Below are 14,904 nucleotides of genomic sequence, written 5' to 3'. Positions count from 1 at the left end.
TTCTCAGCGCGGGTCCCTGCGCATGCACCATGTGCGGGGGCCGTTGTCGGGGAGCAGGACATCGGCTGTGACCTTGAAGCCGAGGCGCTCGTAGAATTGCACGTTCGCCTCGCTGGAGGTCTCCAGGAACGCTGGATACCCAGCGCGCTCGGCCTCCTGGATGCCAGGAATCAGCACCGCACTGCCGAGGCCCTGCCCCTGGGCCTCGGGGGCAGTTCCCACGGTTTCCAGGAACCATCCCGGCTCCTGTGGCCGGTACGGGGCAACCGCCGCGTCCAAGGCCGCGGACGCGGCGGCCCGGTCGCCGCTGAGTTCGCCGAGGATCGGCCCGAGTTCGGCGAAGGCGGGCGAGGGATCCTGGCCGGGAATGGCCCAGACCGCCACGGCGCGGCCTTCGTCGGCGACCCAGACTCGGCCGTACACCATGCCGATGCGGGTCAGGCACAACTCCTGGAACCGCCGGATCCGCTCCTCGTGATCGTCCGCTGCGATCACATGCCGCGTGTAGGGGTAGTCGGCGAAGGCGCGGGTGAGGGTATCGACCGCGGTGGGAATGTCGGCGTCGGTGATGGGGCGCACGACAGGGGCTTTCTGGTTCTGTGCCATGTTCACCGAGCCATCCTGCCACCGGGTGAATCCCTCGCCAACGCATTTTGACCAGGGGAGGGTGTCAGACACCCCAGTCCAGAGAGGACTCGTTCACCGGCTTGGCGCACAGACCGCAGCTCAAGCACCGTCCGCGCAGGACCCACGGCTACCGCACTCCGGCAGAGGTCTACGCTGACCTTCTGAACAGCGGTGATGCGCTGACCGCTTGAGCTCGCCGTCCTTTGCCCGAGCAAGATCGAGAACGGTCCGCCGGAGATCGACAAGACCGGTTCGGGTTTGCATAGAACCGTTCTCACTCAAAAACGGGACGCACCCCCTTCCGAGAAGGTTGCACTGTGCGGAAAACCGGGCCCAGGACGGCCCCTCAACAGCCCTCCCCAACCGACCGGTCGGACGCGGACGACATCAAGCAGCACGCTTGTCGAGCATGCCCAGCGCGAGGCGTACCCCGAAGCCGTCGAACAGGCCCACGCCGACTTCGCCGCCCTCCGGGCCGGCGAACTCCCCGGCCCCCGGGCCCAGCAGCAGACCGTACGGTGACCCACTTCAGACTTCGGCATCATCCCGTGGCCCCTTCTGGGCTTACCTCGGCGATCCCCCCGGAAGCGGCTTCTGAGCTCGAACGGCGTTGATCTCAAGTCGAGGCAGGGAGTGAAGAGAACCGGCCGCCGGACGGATCCGTGACGGGATGCGGGGGAGGGGGCTTCATCCTCCCGGTGCCGCAGATGATGCGGAGCGTCAGGAGAGCGACCGCAGCCCAGGTGATCAGTGTCTGGGAGTGCTGGACGAGCCGTTCCCAGTCCCAGGGCATGCCGACGAGCGTGCGTGATCCACGCAAGCGGCCGTTCGTCAACGACGTGACCGTCAACCGTCAATTGCGGGCTGTCCGACGAGGCCGACGGCGTCGCCGTCGACCAGGCATGCCAGATGGGCAGGTTGCCCACTGTTCAGCCAGTTTCCGGAATTGGCGGAGGCCCGCCGCCGAGGGATGAGCGTATGTCTGAGCACCCGTCTTCAGCGGCCGTTGCTCCTCGGCGTACGGCGCACCCAGGCCGAGAATTTCTGTCGCGGGGGTCGAGCGATGATGTCGCCTCCGCGGGACCGTCCGGTCAGTTGCACATGCAGGGTAGTGGGCGTGTCCGGGCCGGATGCAGGCCGGATCTTGATGTCGCCGCTGCCGCGCACCAGGTCGTCTGTGTCGACGACGATCCCGGGCCTGGTCACCAGGGTCAGGTTGCCTCCGATGCGCAGGTCGACATCGATGTGCAGGGTGTGGTGGGTGATCACGGCGTGGGTGAAGTCGAGCTTCGCTTCGCCGAACATCAGCCGGATCTCCATGCGACGCGGAACCAGCCAGCGGCCGGCGCGTGTGACGTCGCCGAAACGCTGGTCGATCTGGACCAGATCCCTGGCTTGTGGGGGCAAACCCTCTGAGGGCAGGTCGGCGGTCAGCCGAGCCAGGTCGCCGGTGGTACGGGCGGACAGCGCGGCGTCCAAGCGCTCGTCCAGCTCAGCCACAGTGAGCCGACCATCGCCCGCCGCAACCTGCAGGATCTCCACGACATGGTCTCGCTCCCGGTCGGATGCCCGCAGCTCGGGCGTCGGGCCGTGCCCGGAAGAGTCGTCAGCTGGCTGGAGTTCACCCGTCATGCTTGCATTCTGGTGGACAGCCTGGAGTCCCGCAACGATCGGTGATCGCGACTGAGCGAGAGGCTGTCGCGGCGTGGGGTCAGGGCGTCACTGCGGCGACGGTTCTGTTCCAGCGTGTGCCCCGTGATCTGCATCGATCCGAACGGACCAACACGCTCCCGGCAATACTGGTTCAGCTTGAGGAGTTGCGTCGGGGTCCCGCCCTCGCGGCGGGCCGGGACGAGCTCCCAGCGGATCCGCAGCGCGCTCACTCCCCAGCTCCTGGCCTGTTGCCGGGGATCTCGTGTCCGGCCGTGTGCGGCGTCGTACACCTCGTGTGCGATCCCGCAAGGGCCCCGGTATGGGGAGTCCGCCTCGGCGGCGCCTTCTCCTCCGTCGAGGGGCTGACCGCCGCCTTCATCGCCTGGGTTCCGCTGTAGCCGGCCAAGGTCCGTAGCACCTACGGCGAGGCCATCGGTCTGCGAGCAGTTCGCGACCACATGGTCCTCGCCCCCTGCTGGCCACTCCATACATGGTCGCCCAGCAGCACCCCCACCATGTCGAAAAGGACTGCCTCGTCGCCGTCGAAGCGAACCTCTATTCGGTGCCGGCGCTTCGGATCCGCCCGTGACAGCTGGTCGAGATCAGGGCCACGAAGTCCCAGGTCCCCTGCATGCCATTACATCCGATGGCCAGGGACAGAAACTGCCGGCCATCCGCCTGCGGGCAGTTGACCGGGGCGCCCGGGGCGTGGACGAGCGGCACTCGGAAGGTCTGCCCACCGGATCCAGCCGTCGCGTCACGGCGGGCGGATACGTGCCCGCACCCCGTCTGCGGGACGGCGGCGTGGAAGCGGGATGGCTGTTGGCCTTGCTGAACCGGGCCGCGGCCGCTCAGGTCGAGGTCGGCCGACGGCTGTTGTATCCATGACGAGCTGACCGGCGCCCGCCGCATCACTACTCACCCGAGCATGAAGGAGTGGTCTTGAGCGAGCTGGTCTCCACCCGCAGCCGCAACACGGCAGCCAAGCTGGCCTGCCCCACCTGGCCGAGGCCCGACCCAGTATGCGCAGCCGGCCGACGAGGCCAGACCCTGGCTCACTCGCGGCCCAACGCGGCGCGCACGGTCTTGGAGCCGGTGCTCTCGGTCTCGGAGAGGTTGACTGCCTGATCGACGAGCCACGTACCCCGTTCGCCGGGAACGAGCCGCAGCGCGGTGTGAATGGTCATGCCGAGTGCCGCCACACCGGACTCCAAGGTCACCCGCAGTCCGATTCCCGCCGGGTGCGGACCGAAAGCCAAGACCTCGATCGCCTCACCGGTGCTCACCCGCACGTCCGGGTAGTCGCCGAGCCGGGGCGCACTCGTGATCTCGACGCACTCGGCGATGGTGTCCGCCCCCAAACTCTGCCGCAGGCGTTCGGTCCGGGCTTCGCAGGCGGCCTCCCAGTCCTGATCCACCGAGGCCTGTTGATAGGCCCGAGCGGCCTCGATCGCAGCCGCCGCGCGCTCTTTACTCCCATCGCCGCCGGTGCCGTCGTTACCGTCGCAACCGGCCAGCGGCAGCGTCACCGCCATCACGAGCACCCCAGCGGCATGTCCAACCCGAGCAGCCACGTCCTGTCCCCCTCACCTCTCATCGACCCTCTCCCCAGCACCGTTGGAGGTTCACAACACACGGACGGAGTCCGGTGATCCAATCGAAGGGCCTGGGCGACTTCACCGACCTGGTCTTGTCCACGAGGTCCTTGCCACCACCATCCTCGACCGTCTCCTCCACCACTGCGGAGTCGTCTCCATCAACGGTCCCCGCTGCCGCCTCAAGAGCCGGCTTGCTGCCCCTGGACGAGTCCGCATCGACGCAGCCCGAAGATCGCGTCACTGGATCGGTCTCGACCTGCCAAGTTGCCGATCTGGGTTTCGTTGGAGCCCTCGATGTCGTTCTCCCAGGTTCCCTGCAACCTTCCTACCGATCGGGTACGTGGAGGATAGGTCCGTCTTGCCTTTCCTCGGCCCTCTCCAGAGCGCTGATTGCCCGGCGGCGCCAACGTGTGCAAGCTGCAACGGCAATCACGCCGCCCAGCAGGCTGACGAGTGGAACTCCCCAGGCTGCGGCCATGAACAGGGTCCCGGTTGATTCCATGTGCCCCCTCTCGGAGCGAGCGTACTCCGCGGGGCTTAGGAGGTCGGTGGAGAGGTTTTGGGCTGGAGGAGGTGGCGAAATCCGGTGTGCAGAAGTCCGTACTCGGTGGAGCACTCACACGAGCAGGCCGATGCCGTCCCTTGAGCGCAAGCCGGAACGGGTGCTGACGCCATAACCTGTGTCCGCGACCAGGACCGGGGCCTTCAACTGCCGGCCGTCCCCTGACCTCAGCGAGATCGTCGACGCCCGGCCGTCGCCGATCTGGGCTGCGGGCCCGGTCACGTGACGGCACCTGCACCACCTGCCGGACGGTGCTGACCAGGCACCGATGCAATCCAGGGCATTCCGTCACTCTCCTTCGACCACGACGAGCGCGCAAGACTCCTATTCTTCTCCGTCCCGTAGGGACTTTTCGAGGAGCGTGAAGGACTTGGGCGTACCGCCCGGCTGCGGCTTGCCCTCCTTATGCCTGACAACCTGATAGCCGGCGTTGAGGTAGTACGCAGTCAGGGGGACGTTGTCGGCCAGGCAGTCCAGACGTACCAACGGTCGGCCCGCCTCGGCCACGCGGTGCTCCGCGACCCGCAGGAGCTGCCGTCCCGTCCCGGGCGGCACACTGCTGTGATCCACCATCAGCCGGTGCACATAGCCGGCCGTCGGCAGCTGTGGCCCCCACGCCTCCTCGTCCTCCCACCACAGCTCCCAGGCCCCGACCACACGATCGGCAGCCTCCGCGAGCCATACCTCCCCGTTCTCCATGATCCGGCGGAAGTGATCCACGCCCAGTTCACCGGGCCGCCACTGACCGGTGACGCCCTTGGCAAGCATCCAGCGGGCAGCGTCGTCGCGCAGACGCACGACGGCGGCAAGATCCGTGTCGTGAGCGAGACGGAAGCGTAGAGCATTCACGGCGCGATCTTCGCACGAGTGTCAACCCCTGCGCCGACCGGCTGCAAGGGGCCTGCGGAAGAAGGAAGTTGAGTAGGGGAATGAAACAGGAAGCCGGTGTTGCTGTCGGAGAAAGGCGTGATGGCCAAGCCTCTGAGATCGAAGCCCAGTTGCGGACCCAGCACAAGGAACGCTCAAGGCTGGTCCATAATGCTCGGATGGTCATGCTTGAGACTCCCCGTCTGCATCTTCGTCGCTGGCGAGAGGAGGATGTTGCTCCCCTGGCCGCCGTCAATGCCGACCCAGAAGTCATGCGCTGGATCGGTGATGGCAGCGTTCGTGACGAACAGCAGACCCGCAGTGGAATCGAGGCGATGGAGCGCGGGTGGGAGGTACAGGGCTTCGGCCTGTTCGCCGTAGAGATCCGCTCCACCCGCGAGCTGGCCGGGTTCACCGGCCTTTCAATTCCCGACTTCCTCCCGGAAGTACTGCCGGCGGTCGAGATCGGCTGGCGGTTGGGACGTGCCCACTGGGGACAGGGCCTGGCCACCGAGGCCGCTGCTGCAACGGTTCGGTTCGGGTTCGAGGACCGGGAGCTGGAGCGAATCATCAGCATTGCTCAGGTGGGCCACGATGCTTCTGAACGGGTCATGGCCAAACTCGGGATGCATCCGTTCCATGAGACCGTCGATCCCAGCTGTAGCCGACGAGTACGCATCTTCGAGCTGACGTCGGACAGGTACGCCACAGCCACTCGTTGATGGCGGCGACGAGGACAGTACTTCGTGGCGGACTGCCAAGTTCTCGTACCGGGTGGCCACGCCCCGGTACCTCTTCGGGCGGTTGATGCCGCACTCGACCCGCGTGAGCGCTTGAGGTGGTCGACCCGGTCGAATGCTGGAGGGCGATCGCCTCGGGATCCGGGCTTTTTGCGGTTGCCGGACCGGTCGGCCTTGTACGGGATGGTGCAGCGGATGCCGCGCCTACGCAGGTGGATGCGGTTGCTACGGGACGCATACGCCTCGTCCGTCCGCGCGTACCCGCTGGTGCTGGGTCCGGGGCCGGCCTGAACCAGGGCGAGGGCGCCTTCCGTGTCGGCCCGGGACTGGAGCAGGGAGAGGATCCGGTGCCAGGAGCCGTCCCGTTGCCACGGCGGAACAGGCCGTAGATCCGACCCCAGGGCACGCCCACCATGGGATGCGGTACGGATCCGGAATCGAATGCCGTCGGTCGACTGCCGCCGCGACCACACCCGCGGTCCGTCGGGTTTGCGGCCCGTCGGCAACAACGGCTCCGGCACCGCCCACTGCTTGTCTGTGAGATCTCCCTGTGCCATGAACCACGATCACCCAACGTTAATGATCCGCTTTCGATACACGCCCCCATGTTCGGAGTCGGGAATTCTGTTCGGATAGCTGGCGAGGCGTTCGAGGATTTCACCGACGGTCTTCGTCCAGACGTAAGGCTTCGGGGCGGTGTTCCAGGCGGCGATCCAGTTGCGGATGTCTTTTTCCAGGGCCTGGACGGATCTGTGGACGCCTCGCCATATCTGCTGGTTGGTCAGCTCGGCGAACCATTGCTGAACGTGGTTCAGCCAGGACGGGCCGGTCGGGGTGAAGTGCAGGTGAAACCGGGGGGCGAGTTGAGCAGCAACGTCTTTGTTCGAGGCGCCCTCAGCGCAAGCCAGGATGATCCGGAACCGAAGCGCCCACGCCTGCGGGCCTGGCAGGCTCCTGCACATCTACAGCCACCACCGCTGCCACACCGCACTCGGAGGCCAGCCTCCGATCAGCCGTGTGAACAACGCTGTGGGTCAATACGCCTCGTCTTGTCGTTCAACCTCGGCGCGAGACGAGTCGGACGAGTGCCTCTGTGGGCCAGCAGAGCCAATCGAGAGCGGGGTTGGTGACCACGAACCAGTGGACGCTGATCCGGCCCCGCTCCTTGTCCAGGATGTGTCGGGCCTCGTCCCGGTAGACGTAGCGGAGGTATCGGCGGCGGACTGTCGCTCCGGCTATCAGCAGTATGGGTGAGGTGACAAGGATGGCCACCGGGGCCAAGGCTCTCGCGAAGGTGAGCTTCGCTTTCTCCGCGTATCGCATGTGCTCAGTGTGCTGATCCTCGATGTCGCTTGTCAGCCCGAACTGCGGGGATTGGTGCCGACCTTGTGGTGGGCGGGTCGACTGTATGCCTCGCCGGTGGCGCGGATTCTGCCCACGTCATGCCGGTGGCTTGGGACTGGTTCTTCGAACCCGGGGGCCGGCCTGGTCCGGGCCGGCCCGGTTTCGGTACACCAGCCGGGGAGCCGGTCTTCGCGTGCAGGTTTCCAAGGTCTCTGCGAACGCGGGCGGGTGCCAGTCTGTTCGGCTCGGCCGGCTTCTCCCAGGGCCGCCGTAAGGTGGTGGCCGGCGGGTGGGCGAGCCGGACGTGGCGAGGTAGTGGACTTGTCGTGCGTCACCCAGTGCGACAGGGCGAACAGGTCGGCCGGCAATCAGGTCTGATCCACCTCAACCACCGGCCCGACGAGTTGGGATGTCTGCGTGACGACCAGGACCGGGCGGCCGACCCCGATATGCCGCCCTTGCCCCACGTCGTTTGCCAGGCGCACGGAGATCGTCTCCTCACGCTCGATCGACTGCTCGAAGTGCTCCTTGATTCGCCGTAGAGACCGTCCGGACCGGTTCGTGTGGCGTCGAACACCGGCAACGCCCCGCCACCACACCGGATGACGGGGCGCCGACGCGCTCAGACGGAAGGCGCCGTCACCCGCCGGACGGGAACCGAGTCACCTTCGACACCTTGCACTTCGTGTCGTCCGGCGCCTCCCCGATCCCCTGCGCCTTCTGCTCGGACTTCTGCCCCGCAGCGAGATTGTTCGCCGCGGCGATACCCTCAGAGGGAGCAGTGGACCGGGACGCGTACGTGGTGTGCGTGCTGGAGCAGCTCTTCCGGGCGCTCAAGCGCCGCGACATCTGCGCCTCCCCCTCGCACCGCTGGTCCCACCCGCGTGCCCGCCTGCTTCAGGGCAAGGAGTGGGAGGCGGTGCGTGAGGATGTCCTGGCGGGCCTGAGCCTGGATGAGGACGCCGAGCAGCATCTCAAGGACTTGGTCGAGGTGTTGGACGCAGCGTGGAAGCAGATGGCCGAGCGGCTGGAGGAGGCCGGCGCCGACGCGAAGATCAGCGTCGAGGTGCAGCCCGGTGCCGTCCGCACCCGCAGCGACACCGAGGACCTCGGCGCAGGGGTTCGCTGGTGAGGCTGGGGCCTTGTCGCCGGATTCGGGTCCGGCCCTCCATGGAATGCGGAACAGGAAGCACGCCAGGAGGGAGCCAGGGTGTGTCCCGTAGATCAAGGTGAGGTTGACGGTGCCCTGGTAGATACGTTCTCGCTTGCGTCTGCCGACACACTGCGGGATAGGCCGGATCGCTTGCTGAGGAGCGTCAACGCGGTGATCAAGGCGAGAACGGCGAAGACGCCAGCTGCCCCAAACGCGGCATGCTGCCCGGTGGTGAGTGCGAGCGTTGTCGGGCCACCGATCGCGGACGTGCGGGCGGCGGCGACGCTGGTGCAGATGGCAGTGCCGACGGCGGTGCCGACGGCGAAGGAGGTGTCGGCGAGGCCGGCGGCCAGGCCTGAGTCCTTTTCGGTGACGCCGGTCAGCGCGGCGATCTGTGCGCATACCGTAACGGCGCCCATTCCCGCCCCGAACAAGAACAGGGCCGCCGGCAGAAGACTCATCGGGCCACCGGCCGGTATGCGGGTGAGCAGCAGGCAGCCACAACCGAGCAGGACGGTCCCGGCGGCAGCTACCCGCCCCAGGCTGAGCCTGGGCACGATCCGTTGGCTCAGCAGTGCGCCTGCGGCCGCGGTGACGGTCATCACCGCGGCCGCCAGCCCGAACTGCGCCGCCGGCCAGCCGAGCACCTGCTGCACGAAAGAGGTGAGGGTGACGAGCATGCCGTCGACGGTCATGCCGGCGATGAGCAGGAGAAGGTTGCCGCCGATCAGCATGCGCGAGCGCAGCGACTGAAAGGAAACGAGCGGGGCCACCGATCGCTTCTCTATCAGGACGAACATGCAGACCAGCACGGCCACGGCGGCCAGTAGCCCGATGCTCTGTCCATTCGCCCACCCGGATGTCGGCACCCGGGTGATCACGTATACGAGCAGAACGAGTGCTGGGGCGATGGTCAGCGCACCAGGGATATCGAAGGAACGGGAGCGTGCTCGGTCCCGGCTTTCGCGCAGCATGGCGGGGGCGAGCACCAGCACGAGGGTCCCGACCGGGACGTTGACCCAGAACACCCACTGCCAGCCGAAGGTATCGGTGATGATGCCGCCCAGTAGTAGACCGGCGGTGGCGCCGAACCCGCCGAGACCGCCCCAGATACCGAGCGCCTTGTTCCGCTCGATCCCTTCGGGGAAAGTGTTCATGACCATCGACAACGCGGCCGGAGCGATGATCGCGGCCGAGACGCCCTGCACCGCCCGGGCGGCCACCAGGGCCTGGATGGATGGAGCGAGCCCGCACGCCAGCGAGGCCACGACCCGCAGCACCATCCCGGCGATGAACACTCGCCGACGGCCCAGCAGATCCGCAGCGCGGCCGCATAACAACAGCAGCCCGCTGAAGGCCAGCGCGTAGGCCGTCACGGTCCATTGGATGGCAGGACCGTGCAGGCGAAGGTGGCCTTCGATCGCGGGCAGAGCGGCGAGCAGGCTGGTGCCGTCCAGAATCGTCATGAAGAACGCCGTGCCCAGCAGCGCCAGCACCTGCCAACGGCGAGTCTGCGAAAGGTTGCTCGTGGTCATCACTGTTGCTCGATGCTTCGCAGCAGTTCGGCGGCGAGCGCGTCAAGCCACTTGCCGGTGCCCTGCTCCCGCCAGCTTGGTTCTTCGCGGCCGTCGAGGAAGGTGCTCTGCTCGGTGAGTAGCAGCCGGGTGCCACCACCCTCAGGGAGGATCTCCACCGTCGTCAGCGACACTGTCGCAAGGTCTTGCCCCTCGGACAGAGTGGAGGTGTAGACGATCCGCTCGTCCTGGACGATGTCGCGGTACCAGGACTCGAAAGTCAGCACCGGCCCACCGCCTGAGCGGCCGCGGTTGACCTCCCGCCCACCGACGCGGAAATCAAGCTCGTGCTCGGCGTCGAGGCCGGCGAACCAGCGGGCCTTTGCTTCGGGGACGGCCCACGCGGCGAACACTGTGGCCGGTGAGGCCGCGTAGAGGCGTTCGAGGGTGAACGTGGCATGCGTGACCACGCGATCGGTCATTGTGTGCTCCCTTGATCTGGGCTGTCGCAGTGTTCGGTCAGGTAGTCGCCGAGGCGATCGAGGCGGTGTTCCCAGGCAGTGCGCTGCGCAGCGATCCAGTCCTCGGCCATTCGCAGCACACCCGGCTCGATGTAGCAGGTGCGTACTCTTCCGGCTTTCTCAGACCGGACCAGTCCGCACGCCTCCAGTACCTGTAGGTGCTGCATCACCGCTGGCAGCGACATGGCCAGCGGCCGGGCCAGCTCACTGACCGAGGCAGGCCCGCGGATCAACCGCTCAACGATGTCCCGGCGAGTCGCGTCCGCCAGCGCTTGGAAAACCCGGTCCAACGAACCAGCTTGGTTAAGCATGCACCTAACTATTCGATGCCGGCAGCGAATAGTCAAGTATTTGGTTAACTTTTCTCCCGTCGGGGGGTGCCGTTCCCTCGCATACGTCTCGTCCGGGGGTGCGCGCCAGGGTCATTGCATGTTCGGGATCTGTCCGGGTTGATCACGTGAGACCGAGGTCCGACAGCGGTCGGCGGTAGTCACGGCTGGTGCGGCGGAGAGCGGCGGCGATGTTGGTCTCGTCGTTCTGGCGGAAGACGCTGATGGCGAGGTTGCGCAGACTGGCCATGGTGCGGGGCAGGGTGCCGGTGCGGACCTTGGAGTCGTCCTCCCGGAAGGTGCGGTCGCGGACGTGGTGCAGGAGGTTTTCGATACCCCAGTGGCCCCTGATCCAGGCGGCGAGTTGGGCCGGTGTGGCGTCGAAGAAGCCCAGGCTGGTGATCAGGTAGACCCGCTCGATGGTCAGTTTCCTGGTGCTCAACTCGCGGCGCCGGCGGACGACCTGAATGGCCTGGCGGGCGCCGGGATAGTCGAGGTGGAGGAAGGCGGCGACCTTGAGCCGGCGGATCTTGTCGCGGTGGTGGGCCCGGTCGCGGGTGTGGTGGTCCAGCGGGATGTCGGCCCAGGGAAGCTTTCTGACCTGCGCATACAGACCGGGATGGTTCTTCTTGACGATGGCCAGGTAGTGGGCACCGTGCTTGCGGAGGTAGGCGCCGTGGCCGTGCTGGGTGTGCAAGGCATCGCCGGTCAACACGGTGTCCTTGAGGTCGATGCTGTCCAGCAGCGGTTGGAAGGAAGGGATCTCGTTGCTCTTGGAGGCGATCTGCCGCTGGGCCAGGACCACGCCGTGGTGGTCCATCGCGGCCAGCAGCTGGATCGCTGTGGTGGTGGCGGTTCGGGAGCCGCGCACCGTCTTGCCGTCAACCGCGACGGCGCGCAACGCAGGCTTCGGTGGCGGCTCGGACCGTTGTGGCGGTGGCGTTCTTGCCTGGAGATATGCGCCGATGGCCGCGTCCAGCGCATCGCCGTCGAGACGCTGGAGCAGGCGGCGAACGGTGGCGGCGTGCGGCGCCGGCCGGATGCCGGTGAGCGGGTCGGCCGGGAAGCCGAGGACACCCAGGACGGGCTGCGGGGCATCGGCGATCCATTCACCGATCGCGATGAGAGAGCGGGCCCCGGTGAGCACCGCGGCAGCGGCCGCGCACAGCAGCGCCAGGGCGGGATACCGCCGCCCCCGCAGGCCGCGGGGATCGGGCACCAGCCCGATGAATCGGCGCAGGTCAGCGGCATCCTCTGTGGTGATCGGGGCAGTCTGGAGGGGTAGGTGTTCCAGCCTGGTGGACATGGGCGATGATGTACGGGCAGGCCCGGTCTCGCTCGGTTCTCATGGGTCTCGACAACCACATGATCACCGGCGCCGTGCCTGCTCTGTTTCCCGGGTCCGGGCCAGCCCAAGCCGGGACATGACGTCATGCCACACGCGAGACCGGCGAACCGGACCGATCGCAACTACGCAATGGCCCTGGGGTGACGACTGGCGTGCGTCGGCCCGAATGCGGCGATAGCCTTGGACATGTATTCGATACGCAAATGAGGGAAGCCGTGCTCTCGTCAGAATCTGGCGAGAGATAGACGAATACATGATGCGCCCCGCATTCTTGGCATTCCTGCGCCGGATAGCAAATTTTGGGGATGCGCTATACCAGGCCAGTTCGACGCACCTTGCGGCTCACTACCGGAGTCTGACCTTCCAGTACGCGGCTGGTCAACGCTCGAGGAGGCCACCACCATGACCCGAACGGAATATAGTGTATTCGCCTTGAGTCCGGACAAAAGCGGCGTGTGGCACTACCACGACGGGGCCTGGATCCAGGTCGGCGGTCCGGCGGCCCAGCTCTACGGCGGGGACTGGGGGCTCGCAGCCACCAATCCGGACAACGGCAACATTTTTCGGTACCTCGGCAGCCCCGACAGTTGGCAGCAAATCGGCGGTCCCGGCGCCTCCTTCGCCGCCACCTGGTTGGGGGATTCGATTTACGGCATAGGCGGAGACGGCGTGTACCGCTACGACGGCCAGGGGACCTCCTGGACCAAGGTCGGTCTCCCCGCGGGCCACATCTACGGTGGGGACTGGGGGCTGGTGGCCACCGATCCGGATACCGGCGCCCTGTTCCGGTACCTCGGCAGTCCCCTCGACTGGGAACACATCGGCGGTCCCGGTGCCTCCTTCGCCGTCACCGGGGAATCGGTCTACGGCATAGGCGCAGACGGCGTGTACCGCTACGACGGCCAGGGGACCTCCTGGACCAAGATCGGCGGCCCCGCCGGCCAGCTTTACGGCGGGGACTGGGGGCTCGCAGCCACCAATCCGGACAACGGCAACCTGTTCGGATTTCAATACGTCAGCCCCGAAGACAACCCCGAGATATCCCCTGGCGTCTGGGAACAGGTCGGCGGTCCCGGTGTCGGATTCTCCGTCAGCTCCGAAACGATTTTCGGGCTGAGTGCGAACCCGGACGGAGGTGGCGTGTTCCGCTGGGACGGCCAGGGGACCTCCTGGACCAGGATCGGTGGCCCCGCGGACTCGATCGCAGCCGCCCTCTGGACGAGCAATTAGACCGAGAGAGGCCCGAGACGGCTTCCGCGCTTGCGGAGAGCCGACGGTCGGAGCTGTGGCAGGCCATGAACCGGCGCGGCGAGGCATTCGAGATCGAATCCGGCCTGCCGGAGTCCGAGGTGCGCGCGGCGGCCGAAGCAGCCGAAGAGGCTGAGGCCAAAGCGCCGTTGCGGTGGTTCGAGTTCTGCCGGAGGTATGTGGCCGGCCGATGGCGCACGAGCGCGGCCAAGTCCCGCGAGGGCATGGCGGACGGACTCGCGGCCGTGGCGCTCGCCATGGTGCGGCGCGGGGACGGCGCGCCTGACGACCAGTCTCTTCGGCTGGCGCTCCGAAGGTCGCGTACGACTGGCTCACGACCGCGGACCGGCCGGTCGTCGACCTGGTCAACGCGGGGGTGTTCGAGGACGTGCTGTACCGCCTCAGCTACCGGCTGGACGGCACCCCGGCGGTCGGCGACACCTACAAGCGGCGCCGCCGCGCCCTGAACACCGCCCTCGAACACGCCGTGGCCGCGGGGGAGCTTCCGGAGAGTCCGCTCCAGCGGGCCCGCCGGAAGCACGTCGGCTCCCATGACGTGGTGGACCGGCGCGTCCTCGTGAACGCCGTCCAGGGACGGCAGTTGCTCACGGCGGTTTCCTACGTCGGGTCGTGGGACCGCTGCCGGGGACGTCGTCTGGTGGCCTTCTACGCCGTTCTGTACTACGCGGGGCTGCGGCCGGCCGAAGCGGTCGGGCTGCGGCTGTCGGACTGCCATCTACCTGAGAAGGGCTGGGGCACGCTGACGCTGAGGGAGACTCGCCCTGTCTCTGGCAAGCAGTGGACCGACTCGGGGGAGCGGCATGACCGCCGGGGGTTGAAGGCTCGGGAGGCGTCCAGCGACCGACCGGTACCTATCCCGTCCGTCCTGGTCGGGCTTCTCCGGGCCCACCTGGATGAGTTCGGGACGGCTAAGGAGGGGCGCGTGTTCGGTAACGAGCGCGGGGGAGTGGTCGGTTCATCCACCTACTGGCGCGTGTGGGAGGAGGCTAGGGGTACGCCCTCCCGCCGGAACGCGTCGACTCACCCTTGGCTGGGCGCCCGTACGACCTGCGCCACGCCTGCATCACGCGCTGGCTGAACGCGGGAGTACCGATCGCGGAGGTGGCCCGTCGGGTCGGCAACTCCCCGGAGGTGATCCACCGCCGGTATCACGGCTGCATCGACGGCCCCGAGGAAGCGGCCAACGCGAAGACCACAAAGGCGCTGGAGGAGGGCGACACGGCCCGAGAGGTGTGTCGGAGGTGTGTCGCGATCACTGAGAGGCAATGACAAAGAGCGGGAGTCAGTGAGACTGACTCCCGCTCTCTCATGTCGGCATCCGCCCTGGTCAGCGCATGATTTCTGCTGGTCCTAGGCGAGTGCCCCCGGCAGGATTCGAA

General features: G+C 67.1%; 14 protein-coding genes and 6 pseudogenes. 6 read left to right on the top strand and 14 right to left on the bottom strand.

Going from position 1 to position 14,904, the window contains the following annotated elements:
* Window positions 1-3 precede the first annotated feature (3 nt).
* The 4 genes and pseudogenes from ACFVT1_RS13570 to ACFVT1_RS13555 all read right to left on the bottom strand — a co-directional run bounded on the left by ACFVT1_RS13570 (window position 4) and on the right by ACFVT1_RS13555 (window position 2,510).
* Window positions 4-606 carry a GNAT family N-acetyltransferase gene (locus tag ACFVT1_RS13570; protein WP_389795462.1) on the bottom strand — a complete coding sequence of 201 codons (603 nt, stop codon included), beginning with the start codon at window positions 604-606 and terminating at the stop codon, window positions 4-6.
* Window positions 607-1,336: 730 nt separating this feature from the next.
* Window positions 1,337-1,463: pseudogene (locus ACFVT1_RS13565) on the bottom strand (IS5/IS1182 family transposase); the annotation flags it as partial.
* Between the two features lie 160 nt (window positions 1,464-1,623).
* Window positions 1,624-2,259 carry a DUF1707 domain-containing protein gene (locus ACFVT1_RS13560; protein ID WP_389794785.1) on the bottom strand — a complete coding sequence of 212 codons (636 nt, stop codon included), beginning with the start codon at window positions 2,257-2,259 and terminating at the stop codon, window positions 1,624-1,626.
* Window positions 2,256-2,510 carry a hypothetical protein gene (locus ACFVT1_RS13555; RefSeq protein ID WP_389794783.1) on the bottom strand — a complete coding sequence of 85 codons (255 nt, stop codon included), beginning with the start codon at window positions 2,508-2,510 and terminating at the stop codon, window positions 2,256-2,258. Before ACFVT1_RS13555 ends, ACFVT1_RS13560 begins: the two co-directional genes overlap by 4 nt.
* Before the next feature lie 260 nt (window positions 2,511-2,770).
* On the opposite strand from ACFVT1_RS13555, the gene ACFVT1_RS13550 reads away from it, so the two are divergent.
* Window positions 2,771-2,869 (top strand): hypothetical protein, encoded by a 99-nt coding sequence (locus tag ACFVT1_RS13550; protein WP_389794782.1) that lies wholly within the window; start codon window positions 2,771-2,773, stop codon window positions 2,867-2,869.
* Between the two features lie 466 nt (window positions 2,870-3,335).
* Here ACFVT1_RS13550 and ACFVT1_RS13545 read toward each other — a convergent pair whose 3' ends face one another.
* Window positions 3,336-3,815, bottom strand: a complete 480-nt coding sequence (locus ACFVT1_RS13545) for a hypothetical protein (RefSeq protein ID WP_389794780.1) — start codon at window positions 3,813-3,815, stop codon at window positions 3,336-3,338.
* A gap of 163 nt (window positions 3,816-3,978) precedes the next feature.
* Between ACFVT1_RS13545 and ACFVT1_RS13540 the strand changes: the two are divergent.
* Window positions 3,979-4,077, top strand: a pseudogene (locus ACFVT1_RS13540) (ATP-binding protein); the annotation flags it as partial.
* Between the two features lie 417 nt (window positions 4,078-4,494).
* On the opposite strand, the gene ACFVT1_RS13535 reads toward ACFVT1_RS13540, so the two are convergent.
* The gene (locus tag ACFVT1_RS13535) at window positions 4,495-4,662 is read right to left on the bottom strand and encodes a hypothetical protein (RefSeq protein WP_389794779.1); all 168 of its coding nucleotides are present in this window, start codon (window positions 4,660-4,662) and stop codon (window positions 4,495-4,497) included.
* A gap of 102 nt (window positions 4,663-4,764) precedes the next feature.
* Window positions 4,765-5,289 (bottom strand): GNAT family N-acetyltransferase, encoded by a 525-nt coding sequence (locus ACFVT1_RS13530; protein WP_389794777.1) that lies wholly within the window; start codon window positions 5,287-5,289, stop codon window positions 4,765-4,767.
* A 197-nt stretch (window positions 5,290-5,486) separates the two neighbouring features.
* Between ACFVT1_RS13530 and ACFVT1_RS13525 the strand changes: the two genes are divergently transcribed.
* Window positions 5,487-6,029 (top strand): GNAT family N-acetyltransferase, encoded by a 543-nt coding sequence (locus ACFVT1_RS13525; RefSeq protein WP_389795460.1) that lies wholly within the window; start codon window positions 5,487-5,489, stop codon window positions 6,027-6,029.
* A 584-nt stretch (window positions 6,030-6,613) separates the two neighbouring features.
* Here ACFVT1_RS13525 and ACFVT1_RS13520 read toward each other — a convergent pair.
* The 3 genes and pseudogenes from ACFVT1_RS13520 to ACFVT1_RS13510 form a co-directional block, all read right to left on the bottom strand.
* Window positions 6,614-6,904, bottom strand: a pseudogene (locus tag ACFVT1_RS13520) (hypothetical protein); the annotation flags it as partial.
* A gap of 199 nt (window positions 6,905-7,103) precedes the next feature.
* On the bottom strand, window positions 7,104-7,370 hold the full coding sequence (locus ACFVT1_RS13515) for a hypothetical protein (protein ID WP_389794776.1): 267 nt from the start codon (window positions 7,368-7,370) through the stop codon (window positions 7,104-7,106).
* Window positions 7,371-7,402: 32 nt separating this feature from the next.
* Window positions 7,403-7,695: pseudogene (locus ACFVT1_RS13510) on the bottom strand (transposase); the annotation flags it as partial.
* A 432-nt stretch (window positions 7,696-8,127) separates the two neighbouring features.
* Between ACFVT1_RS13510 and ACFVT1_RS13505 the strand changes: the two are divergent.
* Window positions 8,128-8,508: pseudogene (locus ACFVT1_RS13505) on the top strand (Tn3 family transposase); the annotation flags it as partial.
* Window positions 8,509-8,615: 107 nt separating this feature from the next.
* Here the strand turns inward: ACFVT1_RS13505 and ACFVT1_RS13500 are convergent.
* The 4 genes from ACFVT1_RS13500 to ACFVT1_RS13485 form a co-directional block, all read right to left on the bottom strand.
* On the bottom strand, window positions 8,616-10,079 hold the full coding sequence (locus ACFVT1_RS13500) for an MFS transporter (protein WP_389794775.1): 1,464 nt from the start codon (window positions 10,077-10,079) through the stop codon (window positions 8,616-8,618).
* Window positions 10,079-10,540, bottom strand: coding sequence for an SRPBCC family protein (locus ACFVT1_RS13495; protein WP_389794774.1), 462 nt, complete (start codon window positions 10,538-10,540; stop codon window positions 10,079-10,081). Before ACFVT1_RS13495 ends, ACFVT1_RS13500 begins: the two co-directional genes overlap by 1 nt.
* Entirely contained in the window at window positions 10,537-10,890 is a 354-nt protein-coding gene (locus ACFVT1_RS13490) for an ArsR/SmtB family transcription factor (RefSeq protein ID WP_389794772.1), read from the bottom strand. The genes ACFVT1_RS13495 and ACFVT1_RS13490 overlap by 4 nt, the downstream gene beginning before the upstream one ends.
* A gap of 142 nt (window positions 10,891-11,032) precedes the next feature.
* Window positions 11,033-12,214 (bottom strand): ISAs1 family transposase, encoded by a 1,182-nt coding sequence (locus tag ACFVT1_RS13485; protein WP_389794771.1) that lies wholly within the window; start codon window positions 12,212-12,214, stop codon window positions 11,033-11,035.
* Window positions 12,215-12,688: 474 nt separating this feature from the next.
* Here ACFVT1_RS13485 and ACFVT1_RS13480 point away from each other — a divergent pair, with 474 nt between their 5' ends.
* The gene (locus tag ACFVT1_RS13480; protein WP_389795505.1) at window positions 12,689-13,486 is read left to right on the top strand and encodes a hypothetical protein; all 798 of its coding nucleotides are present in this window, start codon (window positions 12,689-12,691) and stop codon (window positions 13,484-13,486) included.
* A 26-nt stretch (window positions 13,487-13,512) separates the two neighbouring features.
* Window positions 13,513-14,794 (top strand): annotated as a pseudogene (locus ACFVT1_RS13475) (tyrosine-type recombinase/integrase); the annotation flags it as partial.
* Between the last annotated feature and the right edge of the window lie 110 nt (window positions 14,795-14,904).

The sequence above is a fragment of the Streptomyces sp. NPDC057963 genome (assembly GCF_042887155.1).
Taxonomy (GTDB): domain Bacteria; phylum Actinomycetota; class Actinomycetes; order Streptomycetales; family Streptomycetaceae; genus Streptomyces.
Note: the sequence above shows the minus strand (reverse complement) of the source record. Positions and strands in the feature narration are given on the sequence as shown.